Raw genomic sequence first — 14820 nt, 5'->3', positions numbered from 1 at the left:
CTTGCGACCTCAGCCGCCTCAGTCCCCACCGCTGCCTTTGACGACCACGCCGCAGGCGACGCGCGCGCCGCTGTTGCCGCTGGGATCGGTGCGCATGTCGTCGGGGCCGGCATGAATGACGAAAGCCGCGCCGTCGGCATCGAGCAGCGCGCCCGCGCCCTCGAAGCGCGACCCGACCATCGTCACCGTAGCGCGGCCGATCTGTTCGGCTTCGATTACGAGGTTCGGCAAATCGCCGTGGTGCGCGCCCATCGGATTTTCGCGGCCATGCTGCGCATCGGTCGGGTTCCAGTGGGGACCTGCGCTCGCGAAGTCGGGCGGAGTGCACTGACCGACAGCGTGGACGTGCATACCATAGGTGCCGGGAGCGAAGCCGCGCGCGACGAGTTCGATTCGCAGGCCGTTCGCCTCGCGATAAATGTCGGCGCGTCCGCGGTCGGCGCCGCGCGCGTCATAGAGCTGCGCGTGCGCGTCGGCGGGGGGCAGCGTCGATACGGGCTTGCCGCCCATATTGGCGCAGCCGCCGATCGCAAGCAGCGCCGCGCCGGTCGCAATCGGCAAAGCCACGCGCCCGAAGTGCAATGTCTTCGTCATGCAGTTGATTCCTTTCGCCCTGTTTCGTCGTCGCTCTGCCGACCGAACGCCGCAAAGTCGCTTTTCGATCCAACATCCTACCTTGCCGAACCGTTTTTCGCGATCCAAGCCCGATAATTGTCCCGCCCATGCGGCGCGCAAACAAAGAGGCCGCGAATCGCTTCGCGGCCTCCTCTTGTCCTGCGGTTCGATCAGCGATCAGAACACGCGGGCATATTGTTCGTTTCCGACAAAGCCGAGCTTGCCGACGCCACTGCGCTTGACCACCGCCATCACATTATCGACGACGATATAACGCGCGAACGGGTCCGGCTGGACCTGCAGTTCGGGCTCGACGGGCAGTGCCTTCGTCTGCTCGAGGTAAACCGCGAGCTGCGCAAGATCGACCGGCGTGCCGTTCCAGCTGATCGTACCGGCCTGGTCGATCATCACCTTGTTCTTTTCCGGATCGACATTGCTTTCATTGTCGCTCGGAACCGGCAAATCGATCTTCACTGCGTGGGTTTGCACCGGGATGGTGATGATGAACATGATGAGGAGCACGAGCATGACGTCGATCAACGGCGTCGTGTTCATGTCCATCATCGGTTCATTTTCGTCCCGATCGCCAACGGCCATCGACATAGGATTATTCCTTCACTCTCATGTGGGCGCGGTCCTTACAGACGTCCCAGCGTGCCCGATCCCGCAGCAGGTTCGGAAATGAACCCGATCTTCTGGAAACCGGCAAATTGCATCGTATAGATCACGCCGCCGATGCACTGGTACGGCGTGTTGACGTCGCCGCGAATGTGCACTTCGGGGAAATTTTCCTCGGTGATATTTTCCGGGCCGCCAATATCTTCGAGCAATTTCTCGAGCTTGTCCTGGCCCATCGTCAGCAGCTCGCGCGAATCGACGGGGGTCTGGCCCCAATAAACTTCGCATGCGGTGCTGTCGGCGTTGGGCCGGCCGTCACCATCGGTATCGGCCGAACGCACCGACAGAAGCACATTTTCGGGCTTTGTCGTCGTCGGCTCGAAGACCACGTCGGGAAGCTCGAGATCGACCGTTTCCAGCACCACGGGGACCGTGATGAGGAAGATGATCAAAAGCACGAGCATGATGTCCACGAGCGGGGTCGTGTTGATGTCGGACATTGGGGCTTCTTCGCCGCCCTTATCCCCTACACTCATCGCCATCGGATTAGCATCCTGTCACAAAATTTCTGTCATGAACTTGGAGAGGTTCGCCGGAGGCGTTCCACCCAGTCCAGCGGACCCCGCTCGCTGCCGTAGCGCGGCGAGCGGGAATCCACAGACCAATCAGGCCTTCTTCGGCGCCGCGGCCGGAGCAGCGGCTTTCGCCGGAGCCGACGGGATGGTCGGCTTGACCTGGCCGCCCGACATCATCGCACCGAGAACGTCATTGGCAAAGGTCGACAGGCTGCGGGCGATCGCCTTGTTGCGGCTCTGCAGCCAGTTGAACGCAAGCACCGCGGGAACCGCGACGATCAGACCAATGGCGGTCATGATCAGCGCTTCACCGACCGGACCGGCGACGGTGTCGATCGAGGCCTGGCCCGACGCACCGATCTTCACGAGGGCGCGAAGAATACCGATGACGGTACCGAACAGGCCGACGAACGGTGCAGTCGAACCGACGGTCGCGAGGAAGGCGAGGCCGCTGTTGAGCTTCGAGTTGATGTGGTTCTGCGAACGCTCGAGCGTGCCGTGCATCCAGTCATGGGCTTCGACGGGGTCGGTGAGCTTGGTGTGCTCTTCGTTCGCGCGCAGGCCGTCTTCGACAACCTGACGATAGGCGCTGTTCTTCTCGAGCTTGTTCATGCCGTCAGCCAGCGTCGGCGCGCGCCAGAAATTGGCGTCGACGGCCTTGCCTTGATTGATGACCTTGTTCTGCTCGAACAATTTGGTGAAAAGGATGTAGAGCGTGCCGACGAACATGATCAGCAGGACCAGGAAGGTCATCTGCGACACAATGCCGCCTTCGCACAGCGCGGGAACGAGACCATAGGGGTTCGTCCCTTCTTCCATCACGCACATGCCCGGGGGCATCATGCCATGCCAAGAGTTGGCGCCGCCGGCAGCGGCAGTTGCGATCAGATTAAACATGTTGGTTATTCCCTCTCAAAATAATCGAAATCAAAAATTCAGATCATTGGGCCGCATGGAAATCGTCGCGCCGATCAGCGCGGGATCTGCCAGCGGATACGATTGCTGTAGCTTCCGCCCTTTGGATTGCCCGCCCGGTCCTTGCCCGGGTTGAAGCGTGCACGGCGCGAAATGAGCTTGCACGTTTCGGCATCAAGGTCGGCGTGACCGCTCGACGACGTGATGTCGCACGACGTGACCCTGCCATCGGCACCATAGGTGACGCGGAAACCGGTCGTACCTTCACGATCCTCGCGCATGGCGCGTGCCGGATAATCGTCGTTCGTCGCCCAACGCCCAGGGTTGCCGCGCGGCGAACCTTCCTCGCTGAGGTCAGGCGTCGGCGGCGGGGCCGGCGGCGCAGGCGGGATATAGACCGGCGGCGGCGGCGTCGGCGGCGCCTTCGGCACCGACTGCACCGTGTTCGTCGTCACCGGCGGCGGGATCGGCGACGGCGGCGTCACGACCGGCGGCGGCGGCGGCAGGACATTGTCCGGCGGCGGCGGCGGCGGCGGCTCCTCGGGCGGCGGCGGTTCTTCGACGTCCACGACGTCCAGTTTTTCGGCAATCTTCTTGACGATGCTGATGTTCAAGCCGTTGACCAGGCCGTAACCCAGAACCGCTGTAAACAGACCAACCAAGACAATTGCCACTACCCTGTTTTTAGGGTCGACATTATCACCATAAGCCATTCAGGGACGACGCTCCTTGCTAGATCATCCTGACACCAATTCCGAACCGACAGGTTGGTTGCCTTGTGCCCGGATGTTTTCCGATGCGACGAGGAGACCCGGCGGCCTTGCAGCCGGCCTGTTCTGTTTTTGCCGGACGCTTGCACGCCCGTCTATCGCGGTGGCGGCAAGTTCGCAAACCCTTTATCAGCGGTTAATGTGCCCCGCGCCATGATGGGACTTTGGCAGCCTGTATGGCGCTTTGATAACATGATGAGGAACAAACATGCGCGTGCTCTTCCCCGCCCTTTGTGCCGCAATGGCGATAGCAACTATCGGGAATAGCGGCGTTTTCGCAATGCAGCCCGCGACACCGGTGGCAATGGCCGATCGCTTTAGCTATGCCGACCTTGCCGATCTGGCGACGACGGCGCCGATGACGATCCATGCACGAATATCTTCGTCGGCGGTGCTCAAGCCCGAACGCGCACCGGGACTCGCGGCGGGTCATGCCCGATTCTATGTCGAGGCCGATGTCGTCAGCCTGATTCGCGGCGGCGGGCCCCTCGCGTCGCGGATAAGCTATCTGGTCGACCTGCCGCTCAACGCAAATGGCAAGGCGCCGAAGCTCAAGAAGAAGCAGCCGGTGCTGCTCTTCGCGCGTCCGGTGTCCGGCGCGGCTGCCGGAACGACCGACACCGGCAGCGTCCGACTCGTCGCACCCGACGCGCAGATCGACTGGGATCCGCAGACCGAATCGCGCATCCGGGCGATATTGACCGAACTCGTCAAACCAGGCGCGCCGCCCGCGATCACCGGGATCGCAAATGGATTCCATGTACCCGGCACCTTGCCCGGCGAGGGCGAGACGCAATTGTTCTTCGATACCGCGACCGGCGAGCCCGTTTCGCTCACAATCCTGACTGCCGCCGACGGCACGCGCCGCTGGGCGGCCGCCTTTGGCGAGATCGTCGACGAATCGGCCGCCATTCCGGCGCGAAACACGCTCGCTTGGTACCGGCTGGCGTGCGGACTGCCACGCACCCTGCCGCTTGATCGGCTCAAGGGCACGACGGCCGCCGACCGGCGCAAGGCAGCGTCTGACTATGCCGTCGTGCTCGGCGCGATCGGCGAATGCGCGCGGACGCGGACGCCGCCACCTGGCGCTGAATAGGTCGGCAATATCGCCGCGGCGGCTTTGTTTCCGGACAAAAAGGCGATAGGGGCACCGCCATCGGCGGGCGCCTGCCCGCGTCCATGACGAAAGTAGCCGCATGTCGCCCCATCCTTCGCCGTCCACTCCCCGCCCACCGCTTCGCGTTGCGCTCGCGGGTATTGGCGTTGTCGGCGGCGGTGTTGTCCGGCTGCTCGAGGCGAACCGCGATCTGATCGCGCGCCGTGCGGGCCGCGCGATCGAAATCGTCGCGGTGTCAGCGCGCGACCGGCACAAGGACCGCGGCGTGGACCTCGGCGCCTATCGCTGGGAAGACGATATGGGCGCACTGGTCGCGGCCGACGACATCGATGTCGTCGTCGAGATGGTCGGCGGCGCCGACGGTCCCGCGCTGACCCTCGCGCGCCAGGCGCTCAGCGCGGGGAAGGCGCTGGTCACCGCCAACAAGGCGATGATCGCGCACCACGGCCTCGACCTTGCGCGCATTGCCGAGGAGAAGGACACGCCGCTGAAATATGAAGCGGCAGTCGCCGGTGGGATTCCCGTCATCAAGGCAATTCGCGAGGGCGCATCGGCGAACGAGATCGCGCGCGTCTATGGCATCCTCAACGGCACCTGCAATTATATCCTGACGCTGATGGAGCGCGAAGGCGCGAGCTTCGCCGCCGCGCTCGCCTCGGCGCAGGCCGAAGGCTATGCCGAGGCCGACCCGAGTTTCGACGTCGACGGCGTCGACGCGGCGCACAAGCTGGCAATTCTCGCGGCACTCTGTTTCGGCACGCGGCTCGACATCGGCGCAGTGACGGCGAGCGGCATCCGCGACCTTATCGCTGCCGACATTCGCGAGGCCGAGGCGCTGGGCCACCGCGTCCGTCTGATCGGCATGGCCGAGCGTAGCGGAGAGGCGCTGTACCAGCATGTGCAGCCCTGCCTCGTCCCCGCCGACCATCCGCTCGCTTATGTTCCGGGCGCGCTCAACGCCGTCGTTGCCGAGGGCAATTTCGTCGGACGCCTGTTCTTTGAGGGCGCGGGCGCGGGCGCGGGGCCGACCGCGTCGGCGATCGTCGCCGACATCATCGACATCGCCCGCGACGAATATGGCCCGGCCTTTGCCATGCCGGTCGATTCGCTCGACGCCGCCCCCGCGGCCGACGCGGGCGCGCGCATCGGCAAATATTATGTGCGGCTCGTCGTCGAAGACCGCGTCGGCGTGCTCGCCGAAATCGCGACCGCGATGCGCGATGCCTCGGTGTCGATCGAAAGTTTCATCCAGCGCGGCAATGACGAGGGCGACGATGTCGTTATCGCGCTCGTCACCCACGAATGCCCGGCGCGCGCAATCGGCGCCGCGCTCGATGCGCTTTCGGCATCCGACCATCTGGTCGGAAAGCCGATGCTGATGCCGATTCTCGCACTTTAATCCTCGGGCTCGGGCGGCGGCGGTACGCCCGTATCGGGATCGGTCGCGCGCTTCGCCATTTCATAGAGCGGATTATATTCGGGGCCGGGCGGATAGCGTCCGCCCATCGACACCCAATTATAGGGCAAGCGGTCGAGGCTCATCGCCTTTGCCTCGGCGCGCGGCAACTTGGGGGGTGCCACGCGATCCTCATTGGCTATCGCCCGCAGTTCGGGCGACAGGCGGTGGCGGTCGGTGTCGCTGCCGCAGACGGTGATCGACCCGTCGTCGGCGGGGCGGCAGCGGCGGACCGGATCGACGAGTTCCTTCGCGGTCTCTATCGCGCTGTCGGCGTCGGGCGCGGGCGGCCCCTGAACCTGCGCGGTCGCCGCGGTCATCGCCATGACACAGCCAGCGCCGAAAGCGCCCGCGAATCGGGCGATGTATCCTCGACAAGCGGTGCGGCGCGCCATATGGCGCCCACCATGCCGGGAAGGCGATATAAGTAAAGGGCGGAAGGATAAGGGAATGATGACGAGCGGCAGCAACCTCGACCGGGTCCTCGTGCTCGAAATGGTGCGCGTGACCGAAGCGGCAGCGATTGCCGCAGCCAAGCTGATCGGGCGCGGCGACGAAAAGGCCGCCGACGCCGCCGCGGTCGAGGCGATGCGCAACGCCTTCAACACCCTATATATGGACGGCACCATCGTGATCGGCGAGGGCGAGCGCGACGAGGCGCCGATGCTCTATATCGGCGAAAAGGTCGGCAATGCGCCCGGCAAGGGCCCGAAGATCGACATTGCGGTCGATCCCCTCGAAGGAACGACGATCACGGCGAAAGCGGGGCCCAACGCGCTCGCCGTGTTGGCGATCGCCGAGGAAGGCTGCCTCCTCAACGCCCCCGACGTCTATATGGACAAGCTAGCTGTCGGCCCTGGATATTCGCCCGACGTCATCGGATTCGACAAGAGCGTGCGCGAGAATGTCGAAGCGGTAGCGCGCGAAAAGGGGTGTGCGCCCTCCGACATCATCGTCTGCGTCCTCGACCGGCCGCGACACGAAGCCAAGATTGCCGAACTGCGCGCGATCGGCTGCGGCGTCGCGCTGATCCCCGACGGCGACGTCGCCGGCGTCATCGCAACGACCAACCCCGAAACCAATATCGACATCTATATGGGTTCGGGCGGCGCACCCGAGGGTGTGCTCGCCGCCGCGGCGCTGCGCTGCGTCGGCGGGCAGTTCAAGGGACGGCTGCTCTTCCGCAACGACGACGAACGGCTGCGCGCGAAGAAGTGGGGGATCGACGATCTCGACCGCATCTATGACCTTCAGGACCTGGCCAAGGGCGACGTGATCTTCGCCGCGACCGGGGTCACCGACGGCTCGCTGCTGCGCGGCGTCAAGCATCGCCGCGGCGGCGTGCTGACCACCGAAAGCGTTGTGATGCGCGCCTCGTCGGGCACGGTGCGCTGGGTGAAGGGCGAGCACCGCATCGGCTGACGCGCGCGACTTGACGTCTTGCTGTATTGTCGTATTATATCGGCAATACAGCAAGAGGATGCCATGCTCAGCCTGATTCTCGCCGCCGCGATCGCGGCCGCGCCGCCCCCCGACGCGCGCCCCGTCTATCATTATGAGCGCACCAACAGCGACGGCACGATGGGCGAGGATGTCGTCGTCTTTGTCGAGGGCGAAGGGCGGCTGTCGGTGATGAAGGCGCGCGACCGCTGCACGCCCGCCGCCTATGTCACCGGCCGGCTCGACCCCGATACCGGCGCGCCGATCGAGCTCGTCGGCGGGCGGCTGACCCCGCAGGCCGAACAGGCGCCCTTTCTGTGGCTGCGCCCCGTCGAGGGCGGCGGCCGGATCGCGATTCACGAGGGCACGGCCGACGCGCCGCCCTCGGCCGCGGTGGCGGTGGACAGCCCCTGGCATATCTATGATTTCGACTTCGCCGACCTGATCGCGCACCCGCTCGCCGAGATCGCGAAGCGCGCGCCCTTTTCGTTCGACCTGCCGCTGATCCTGATGGCGGACGGCAAGCCGACGCTCTCCAATCGCGGGCGGCTTGAGCTCAGCCGGCCGGTCGAGGTCGTGCGCGCGGGTCGCCGCGCGCTGCGCTATCGCGCGGCCGGCCCCGCCTTTGGCGATGCCAAGGGCTATATGTGGTTCGATGCGCGGTCGGGGGTGCTGGTCGAGGCGAAGCTGCCGCTGCCCAACCACAGCGAGTATCGCGATTTCCACCTGACGCTCGTCCGCACCACGCGCGGCGCGGCGAGCTGGCATGCGCGGCTGGCCGAGCATTGGCAGGGCTGCCCTACCGCCACCGAATGAAGGGCAATTCGGAGTCGGTCGCGGCCAGATGGAATCGTTTCCAACCAGTCCGAACCCAGCCCCCTAGAAAATCCCCGCCGAGAGCCCTTCGGCCAGCGCCGCCCCCAGGTCGCGCGCCTCGGCCAGACGGTCCGCCGCAATCGTCTTGGGCGCGAGGATCGCCTCGGGCGTTTGCGCCGCGACATTGACGATCACCGGATCGGCGACGCGCCGCAGCCGCCAGCCGGTCGCGATGCGGTCGAGCTGGCGCTGGGCATTTTCGCCGTCGGAGCCCGCGCAGATGATCGTCGCATAGGCGCGCCCCTCGATCCGGCCGAGGCAGGGATAATAGCAGCGGTCGAACATCTCCTTCATCGCGCCCGAAAGCGCGGCGAGATTTTCGGGGCCGACGAACAGATAGCCACCCGCTGCGCACATCAGACCGGGCGTCACATCGTCGGCGGGCACCAGCCCCCCCGCGTCGCCCGCGCCTTCCGCCGCGGCTTCGGCGAGCGCGCGGCTGCCGCCGGTGCGGCTGTGCCAGACGATCAACAGGTGCGGCGCGTCCTCCATCACCCCTGCTTGCCAAGCGCGGGTGCGCGGCGCAAGCTGCGCGCAAAACGGGGAGGATGACATGCACCGACTGACCGCGCTGCTGCTCGCAGCCAGCATTGCCAGCACCGCCGCCGCGCAGGACGCCGCCAGTGAGGCGACGCGCGCCGCGCAAGCCGACATTGCCGCGCGGCTCGCGCTCGACGACCCGCGCGACATGGCGAACGCGACGCGCGGCAAGATTGCCGAGATCGCGGACGGGGTCATCGTCGCAAGGGACGGGCGCGTCATTTGGGACCGGCGCCCCTATGCCTTCCTGAATTCCGCAACGGCGCCCGATACCGTCAACCCGTCGCTCTGGCGGCAGGCGCGGCTCAACGCCGTCCACGGGCTGTTCGAGGTGGTGCCGGGGCATATCTGGCAGCTGCGCGGCTATGACCTGTCGGTGATGACGGTGATCCGCGGCAGGTCGGGCTGGATCATCGTCGACCCCCTGCTGTCCGAAGAGGCCGCGGCGGCAAGCTGGAAGCTGTTCAGCGACACCGTCGAGGTGAAGGATGGCAAACGCCCGATCAAGGCGATCCTCTTTTCGCACAGTCACAGCGATCATTTCGGCGGCGTGGGCGGCATCGTCACCCCCGAACAGGTTGCGCGCGAAAAGATCCGCATCATCGCGCCGCACGGCTTTTCGGAGGAAGCAACGTCGGAGAATATCCTCGCGGGCAATGCGATGAGCCGCCGCGCGCTTTATATGTTCGGGTCGATCCTGCCGCCGGGGCCGCAGGGGCAGGTCGATACGGGGCTGGGGCCGCGGCTGTCGGCGGGCACGATCGGCTATATGGAGCCGACCGAGACCGTGCCCGCCACCGACGCGACGTTGAGCATCGACGGGCTGGCGTTCGAATTTCTCGACGCGGGCGGGACCGAAGCGCCGTCGGAATTCGTCTTTTACGTGCCCGCCTTCAAGGCGCTCCACACGACCGAGGTCGTGACGCGCAACCTCCACAATGTCCTCACCTTGCGCGGCGCGCAGGTCCGCGACGCGCTGCGCTGGTCGAAGGTCATCGACGCCGCGCTGCTCAAATGGGGCGGCAAGGCCGAAGTCGCGCTCGCGTCGCACCATTGGCCGACCTGGGGCGCGGACGAGGTGTCCGAACTGCTCGCGAACCAGCGCGACGCCTATCGCTATGTCCACGACCGCGCACTGTTCCACGCCAATCGCGGCGCGACCTTGCACGAGATCGCCGAGGCGACAGCCGAAGCGCCGGTGCAAAGCCGCGATTTTTCGACGCGCGGCTATTATGGGACGCTCAATCACGATCTGAAGGCGGTGTATCAGCGCTATTTCGGCTGGTGGGACGGCAACCCCGCCACTTTCAATCCCATTCCGCCCGAAAAAAGCGCGCCCAAATATGTCGCGCTCGCGGGCGGGGCCGACAAGCTGCTCGCGGCGGGCAGGGCGGCGATTGCCGCAGGCGACTATCGCTGGGCCGCCGAACTTCTGGGCAAGCTGGTGTTCGCCGAGCCGGATAACACGGCGGCACGCGACGCGCTCGCCTCGGCCTATGACCAGATCGGCTATCAGGCCGAATCGGGGGCGTGGCGCAACTATTATCTCGCCGCCGCCGCGACGCTGCGCGGCAATGCGGTCGCCGCAGGCACCGACAATGGCCGCAGCCGAAGCTTCGTCCGCGCGATCCCGACCGAGGTCTTCTTCGACGCGCTCGCGACGCGCTTCGACGCCGAAAAGGGCGCAGCGCTGACCGGCACCTTCCAGTTCATCCTGCCCGACAGCAAGGAGGCAGTCGCGGTGGTCGTCGGCGGCGGGGTCGAGTTTCCGCGCTTTGGCGTCACCGACGCCGCGCCGACCGCCACGGTGACGATCGACCGCGCGACGCTCGACGACATCATGCTCGGCGCGGCGCAATTCCCTGCGCTGATGCAGGCGGGCAAGATACGGATCGACGGCGACCGCATGGCCTTTCTGACGTGGTTCGCACTCCACCCGACCGCCGATCCCGCCTTCAATATTGTTGTGCCCTAGGAGGCTGTCCCGTAATCGGAGATCCATGACCGACATCGCCGCAGCGCACCCGACCGACCCGTTCGACCCTGCCGCCATCAATGCGGCAGAAGGGCTCGATCCGGTCGATCCCGCTTTCACCCATGTCCTGCGCGTCACCGCGCTTCTCAACATGGTGCCGCTTGCTATCGGACTCAGCGTCGCCGACCGGCTGCTGATGCCCGCCATCGACGGTCCTTATGGGCTGGTGACGACACTCGCCTGGCTCGTCGCCGCAGCGGTAGTGCTCGTCTTTCCGTCGCGGCGCGCGCAGCGCTGGGGGTTCAAGATCGGCGAGGGGCAGCTCCGCGTCGCGCGCGGCTGGCTGTTTCGCACCGATACGATCGTCCCCTTTGTGCGCGTCCAGCACATCGATGTCGGGCAGGGGCCGATCGAGCGCTGGTTCGGCCTGTCGCACCTGATCGTCCACACGTCGGGGACGCACAACAGCACGGTGACCTTGCCCGGCCTTCCCGCCGACCTCGCCGCCGCGATGCGCGAGACGATTCGGCGGCATATCCAGACCGATTTCGCATGACCGACGGCGCGGTTCCGCTGCCCGTCGTCGATGCGGGCGCCGACGAGCCGGCGTGGCAGCGGCTGCACGCCGCGACGCTCGCGCTCGCGGTGGTCAAGCTCGGGCCGCGCTCGCTCAACTTCCTTCCCGCACTCGCCGCCATCGGTATCGCGGGGCGCTGGGCCTATGTCGTTCCGGCGTTGCTGGTCTTCCTCCTCGTCTCGCTCGTCTTTGCCTGGGCGGCGTGGCTGCGCTTTCGCTTCCACGTCGGCACCGACGAGGTGGTGATCGAAAGCGGTGTGTTTGCGCGCCAACACCGCACCATCCCCTTCGACCGCATCCAGGACGTCAGCATCGAACAGGGCCTCGTCGCGCGCGCGCTCGGCATCGCCAAGGTCGGGTTCGAGACGGGCGCGGGCGGCAAGGAGAATGACGCCAGCCTCGATTCGATCGCGCTCGACGCCGCGCAGGCGCTGCGCACGACGATCCGCACGCATCGCAGTGTGCCCGCTGTTCCGACCGTATCCGGCAGCGCGCCAGACGCCCCCGTGGAGGCGACCGAAGACCGGCTGCTCTTCGCGATGGGGCCGCGCCGGCTTTTCGTCGCGGGGCTGTTCAACTTCTCGCTCGCCGCGCTCGCGGTCTTCGGCGCGGCGATGCAGTTTTTCGACGATCTTCTGCCCTTCGACTTCAACATCTTTGACCCGCGCGACTGGATCGATATTGCCGAGGATTATGGCCTCGACGCGTGGGTCGCCGCGCACCGCTGGGTTGCGGGCATGGGCGCGGCGCTGTCGCTGATCTTCATCGGCTTTGCGAGCGGCGTCGTGACGATGGTCTTTGCCAATTGGGGTTTCCGTCTGACGCGCGAGCCGCGCGCGCTGCGCCGCACGCGCGGGCTGACGACGCGAACCGACGTCGCCATCCCGGTGCGCCGCGTGCAGGCAGCGATAGTCATGACCGGCTGGTTCCGCCGCCGCTTCGGCTGGCACGAGCTGCGTCTGCAAAGCCTTGCGAGCGATGGCGGAAAGGAAGCCGATCATCAGGTTGTGCCATTTGGACAATATGACGAAATCGACCCGGTGCTTGCCGAAATCGCGATCCGCCGACCCGGCGAACAGGCCGAATGGCAGCGCAGCCACGGAATCATCGCATTGGGCGGGCTTGCGGGCGCGGTCTTTGCGGCAGTCGGCGGCATCATCGCGCTCGCGCTCGGCCAACCGCTCGGATGGCTGGCATTCGCAGCCGTCCCGTTGATCGCCGCGGGCGCGATCGTCGGCGCGCGCACACACCGCTGGACCGACCTTGGCGACCAGCTTGCGATCCGCCGCGGCATCTGGAAACCGCGCGTGACCTTGCTCCCGTTCGCGTCGATCCAGAGCGTCGACCTGCGCACCGATTTCGTCCAGCGCCCACTCGGCCTCGCGAGCCTCGCGTTCGGCGTCCCCGGCGGCAGTGCGCTGTCGGCGCACGAAATTCCCGCGATCCCCGCCGAAACCGCGCAGGCGCTGCGCGCGCGCATCCTCGCTGCGGGGGGCCGGGCATGAGCGACGCCGCGCTCGGCATCACCTGCTCGATCGCCGGCCAGCCGTGGCGCTGGCGCGCGACGAGCGCGGCGATGGGCGGCGACACGCTCGCCCCCGACGATCTCGTCACCCAGCTGCTGCTCGCGCGCGGGGTCGAGCGCGCCGACCTCGACCGCCACCGCGCGCCGACCCTGCGCGGCTTCATGCCCGATCCGTCGATCTTTCGCGACATGGACGCCGCCGCGGCGCGGCTCGCCGATGCGGTCGAGGCGAAGGAGGCGGTGACGATCTTCGGCGATTATGACGTCGACGGCGCGACCTCGGCGGCGCTGCTCGTCCGCCTGCTGCGCGGGCTGGGCGTCCCCGTGGACGCCTATATCCCCGACCGGCTGATGGAGGGTTATGGCCCGTCGGGCGCCGCGCTCGTCAAGATCGGCGAAGCGGGGTCGCGGCTCATCGTCACGGTCGACTGCGGCGCGCAGGCGTTCGACGCGATTGCCGAAGCCAATGCGGCGGGGGTCGAGGTGATCGTCGTCGACCATCACCAATGCGCGACGACGCTGCCCCAGGCCTTTGCTGTCGTGAACCCGAACCGCCTCGACGAGGCCGTCGATGCGGCGATCCACGGCAATCTGGCGGCAGTCGGCGTCGCCTTCCTGCTGGGCGCCGCGCTGCTCCGCACCTTGCGCGCGCGCGGCTTTTTTGCGCAGCGCGACGAGCCCGCGCTGATCGACCTGCTCGATCTCGTCGCGCTCGGCACCGTCGCCGATGTCGCGCGGCTCACCGGTTTCAACCGCGCGCTGGTGACGCAGGGGCTGAAGGTGATGGCGCGCCGCGGCAACATCGGCCTGTCGGCGCTGATGGACGCCGCACGGCTGACCAAGCCGCCCGGCGCGAGCGACATGGGTTTTGCGCTCGGCCCGCGGATCAACGCGGGCGGGCGCGTCGGAAAATCGGACCTGGGCGTGCGCCTGCTGACGACGACCGATCCGCAGGAAGCCGCCGACATTTCGCAGGAGCTCAACCGCCTCAACGAGGAACGCCGCGCGATAGAGGCCGCCGTGCTCGACGAGGCGATCGTCGCAAGCGCCGCCTGCGCCAACGCGCCCGTCGCGCTCGTCGCGGGGGCGGGCTGGCATCCCGGCGTCATCGGTATCGTCGCGGGACGGCTCAAGGAGCGGCTCCACCGCCCCGCGATCGTCGTCGCGATCGACGATGACGGCGTCGGCAAGGGGTCGGGACGCTCGATCGGCGGGGTCGATCTGGGCGCCGCAATCCTCGCGGCCAAGGAATCGGGGCTGCTCGTCGCGGGCGGCGGGCATGCGATGGCGGCGGGGCTTACCGTTGCCGCCGACAAGATCGACGCGCTCGGCGCGTTCCTGAACGACCGTCTCGCCGCCGACGTCGAGCGCGCGAGCGGCGACAAGGCGCTGCTGATCGACGCAGTGCTCGCGCCGCGCGGGATCAATCCCCTGTGGTGCGAGGCGATCGAGAGCGCGGGTCCCTATGGCGCCGGCTGGCCCGCGCCGCGCGTCGCGACCGGGCCGGTGCGCATCGTCGAATCGGGGATCGTCGGCACCGACCATCTGCGCCTGATCGTATCGGGCGACGACGGCGCGCGGTTCAAGGCGATCGCCTTTCGCGCGGCCGAGACCGACCTCGGCCAAACGCTGCTCCACGCGCGCGGCGGGCGCAAGCTGTGGCTCGCTGGCCGCGCGAAACGCGACGATTGGGGCAGCCGCCCCGCCGCCGAGCTGCATCTGGAAGATGCCGCCTGGGCCGAATGATCGCGGCCCCGCGCAATATTTTTGCGCGCCGCGCCGCCAGTCGGCTTGACCGCACCGGCACGCGCGTCTAAGGCG

At 66.9% G+C, this 14820-nt stretch carries 15 protein-coding genes; 8 read left to right on the top strand and 7 right to left on the bottom strand.

The genetic code is table 11. From position 1 onward, the window contains the following. Positions 1-18 precede the first annotated feature (18 nt). From H7692_RS10185 to H7692_RS10165, 5 genes are all read right to left on the bottom strand, one after another. Positions 19-594: a superoxide dismutase family protein gene (locus tag H7692_RS10185; protein WP_222136763.1), complete on the bottom strand. Its 576-nt coding sequence runs from the start codon at positions 592-594 to the stop codon at positions 19-21. 198 nt (positions 595-792) lie between these two features. After that, positions 793-1218 (bottom strand): ExbD/TolR family protein, encoded by a 426-nt coding sequence (locus H7692_RS10180; RefSeq protein WP_201928383.1) that lies wholly within the window; start codon positions 1216-1218, stop codon positions 793-795. A gap of 35 nt (positions 1219-1253) precedes the next feature. Continuing rightward, complete coding sequence (locus tag H7692_RS10175; protein WP_201928384.1) at positions 1254-1775, bottom strand: ExbD/TolR family protein; 522 nt, start codon at positions 1773-1775, stop codon at positions 1254-1256. A 123-nt stretch (positions 1776-1898) separates the two neighbouring features. Beyond that, complete coding sequence (locus H7692_RS10170; protein WP_227340466.1) at positions 1899-2648, bottom strand: MotA/TolQ/ExbB proton channel family protein; 750 nt, start codon at positions 2646-2648, stop codon at positions 1899-1901. A gap of 131 nt (positions 2649-2779) precedes the next feature. Then, complete coding sequence (locus tag H7692_RS10165) at positions 2780-3436, bottom strand: energy transducer TonB (protein ID WP_222136761.1); 657 nt, start codon at positions 3434-3436, stop codon at positions 2780-2782. A 361-nt stretch (positions 3437-3797) separates the two neighbouring features. On the opposite strand from H7692_RS10165, the gene H7692_RS10160 reads away from it, so the two are divergent. Continuing rightward, positions 3798-4589 (top strand): hypothetical protein, encoded by a 792-nt coding sequence (locus tag H7692_RS10160; RefSeq protein WP_227340115.1) that lies wholly within the window; start codon positions 3798-3800, stop codon positions 4587-4589. A 100-nt stretch (positions 4590-4689) separates the two neighbouring features. Beyond that, entirely contained in the window at positions 4690-6009 is a 1320-nt protein-coding gene (locus H7692_RS10155; RefSeq protein ID WP_222136757.1) for a homoserine dehydrogenase, read from the top strand. Here H7692_RS10155 and H7692_RS10150 read toward each other — a convergent pair. After that, complete coding sequence (locus tag H7692_RS10150) at positions 6006-6386, bottom strand: hypothetical protein (protein ID WP_227340114.1); 381 nt, start codon at positions 6384-6386, stop codon at positions 6006-6008. The genes H7692_RS10155 and H7692_RS10150 overlap by 4 nt on opposite strands. 130 nt (positions 6387-6516) lie before the next feature. Here H7692_RS10150 and glpX point away from each other — a divergent pair, with 130 nt between their 5' ends. After that, positions 6517-7488, top strand: coding sequence for a class II fructose-bisphosphatase (glpX, locus tag H7692_RS10145; RefSeq protein WP_201928390.1), 972 nt, complete (start codon positions 6517-6519; stop codon positions 7486-7488). 63 nt (positions 7489-7551) lie between these two features. Further along, complete coding sequence (locus H7692_RS10140; protein ID WP_222136755.1) at positions 7552-8322, top strand: hypothetical protein; 771 nt, start codon at positions 7552-7554, stop codon at positions 8320-8322. A gap of 63 nt (positions 8323-8385) precedes the next feature. On the opposite strand, the gene H7692_RS10135 is transcribed toward H7692_RS10140, so the two are convergent. After that, the gene (locus H7692_RS10135; RefSeq protein WP_201928392.1) at positions 8386-8874 is read right to left on the bottom strand and encodes a flavodoxin family protein; all 489 of its coding nucleotides are present in this window, start codon (positions 8872-8874) and stop codon (positions 8386-8388) included. A gap of 61 nt (positions 8875-8935) precedes the next feature. Here H7692_RS10135 and H7692_RS10130 point away from each other — a divergent pair, with 61 nt between their 5' ends. The 4 genes from H7692_RS10130 to recJ are packed head-to-tail and all read left to right on the top strand — an operon-like array spanning position 8936 to position 14745. Then, positions 8936-10897, top strand: coding sequence for an alkyl/aryl-sulfatase (locus H7692_RS10130; RefSeq protein ID WP_201928393.1), 1962 nt, complete (start codon positions 8936-8938; stop codon positions 10895-10897). A 25-nt stretch (positions 10898-10922) separates the two neighbouring features. After that, entirely contained in the window at positions 10923-11453 is a 531-nt protein-coding gene (locus H7692_RS10125; protein WP_227340113.1) for a PH domain-containing protein, read from the top strand. Further along, entirely contained in the window at positions 11450-12979 is a 1530-nt protein-coding gene (locus tag H7692_RS10120) for a PH domain-containing protein (protein ID WP_227340112.1), read from the top strand. The genes H7692_RS10125 and H7692_RS10120 overlap by 4 nt, the downstream gene beginning before the upstream one ends. Next, positions 12976-14745: a single-stranded-DNA-specific exonuclease RecJ gene (gene recJ / locus H7692_RS10115; RefSeq protein WP_201928394.1), complete on the top strand. Its 1770-nt coding sequence runs from the start codon at positions 12976-12978 to the stop codon at positions 14743-14745. Before H7692_RS10120 ends, recJ begins: the two co-directional genes overlap by 4 nt. The last annotated feature ends 75 nt before the right edge of the window (positions 14746-14820 follow it).

The sequence above is a fragment of the Sphingopyxis sp. P8 genome, from assembly GCF_020622175.1.
Classification (GTDB): Bacteria; Pseudomonadota; Alphaproteobacteria; order Sphingomonadales; family Sphingomonadaceae; genus Sphingopyxis; species Sphingopyxis jiangsuensis.
Note: the sequence above shows the minus strand (reverse complement) of the source record. Positions and strands in the feature narration are given on the sequence as shown.

What these genes read in the sequence shown, in the direction of transcription:
- H7692_RS10140 (WP_222136755.1), top strand. Translation starts at nt 7,552, where the DNA reads ATGCTCAGCCTGATTCTCGCCGCCGCGATCGCGGCCGCGCCGCCCCCC.
- H7692_RS10175 (WP_201928384.1), bottom strand. Translation starts at nt 1,775, where the DNA reads ATGGCGATGAGTGTAGGGGATAAGGGCGGCGAAGAAGCCCCAATGTCC.
- H7692_RS10125 (WP_227340113.1), top strand. Translation starts at nt 10,923, where the DNA reads ATGACCGACATCGCCGCAGCGCACCCGACCGACCCGTTCGACCCTGCC.
- H7692_RS10180 (WP_201928383.1), bottom strand. Translation starts at nt 1,218, where the DNA reads ATGTCGATGGCCGTTGGCGATCGGGACGAAAATGAACCGATGATGGAC.
- H7692_RS10170 (WP_227340466.1), bottom strand. Translation starts at nt 2,648, where the DNA reads ATGCCCCCGGGCATGTGCGTGATGGAAGAAGGGACGAACCCCTATGGT.
- H7692_RS10185 (WP_222136763.1), bottom strand. Translation starts at nt 594, where the DNA reads ATGACGAAGACATTGCACTTCGGGCGCGTGGCTTTGCCGATTGCGACC.
- H7692_RS10120 (WP_227340112.1), top strand. Translation starts at nt 11,450, where the DNA reads ATGACCGACGGCGCGGTTCCGCTGCCCGTCGTCGATGCGGGCGCCGAC.
- H7692_RS10160 (WP_227340115.1), top strand. Translation starts at nt 3,798, where the DNA reads ATGGCCGATCGCTTTAGCTATGCCGACCTTGCCGATCTGGCGACGACG.
- H7692_RS10150 (WP_227340114.1), bottom strand. Translation starts at nt 6,386, where the DNA reads ATGACCGCGGCGACCGCGCAGGTTCAGGGGCCGCCCGCGCCCGACGCC.
- H7692_RS10130 (WP_201928393.1), top strand. Translation starts at nt 8,936, where the DNA reads ATGCACCGACTGACCGCGCTGCTGCTCGCAGCCAGCATTGCCAGCACC.
- H7692_RS10155 (WP_222136757.1), top strand. Translation starts at nt 4,690, where the DNA reads ATGTCGCCCCATCCTTCGCCGTCCACTCCCCGCCCACCGCTTCGCGTT.
- recJ (WP_201928394.1), top strand. Translation starts at nt 12,976, where the DNA reads ATGAGCGACGCCGCGCTCGGCATCACCTGCTCGATCGCCGGCCAGCCG.
- H7692_RS10165 (WP_222136761.1), bottom strand. Translation starts at nt 3,436, where the DNA reads ATGGCTTATGGTGATAATGTCGACCCTAAAAACAGGGTAGTGGCAATT.
- H7692_RS10135 (WP_201928392.1), bottom strand. Translation starts at nt 8,874, where the DNA reads ATGGAGGACGCGCCGCACCTGTTGATCGTCTGGCACAGCCGCACCGGC.
- glpX (WP_201928390.1), top strand. Translation starts at nt 6,517, where the DNA reads ATGATGACGAGCGGCAGCAACCTCGACCGGGTCCTCGTGCTCGAAATG.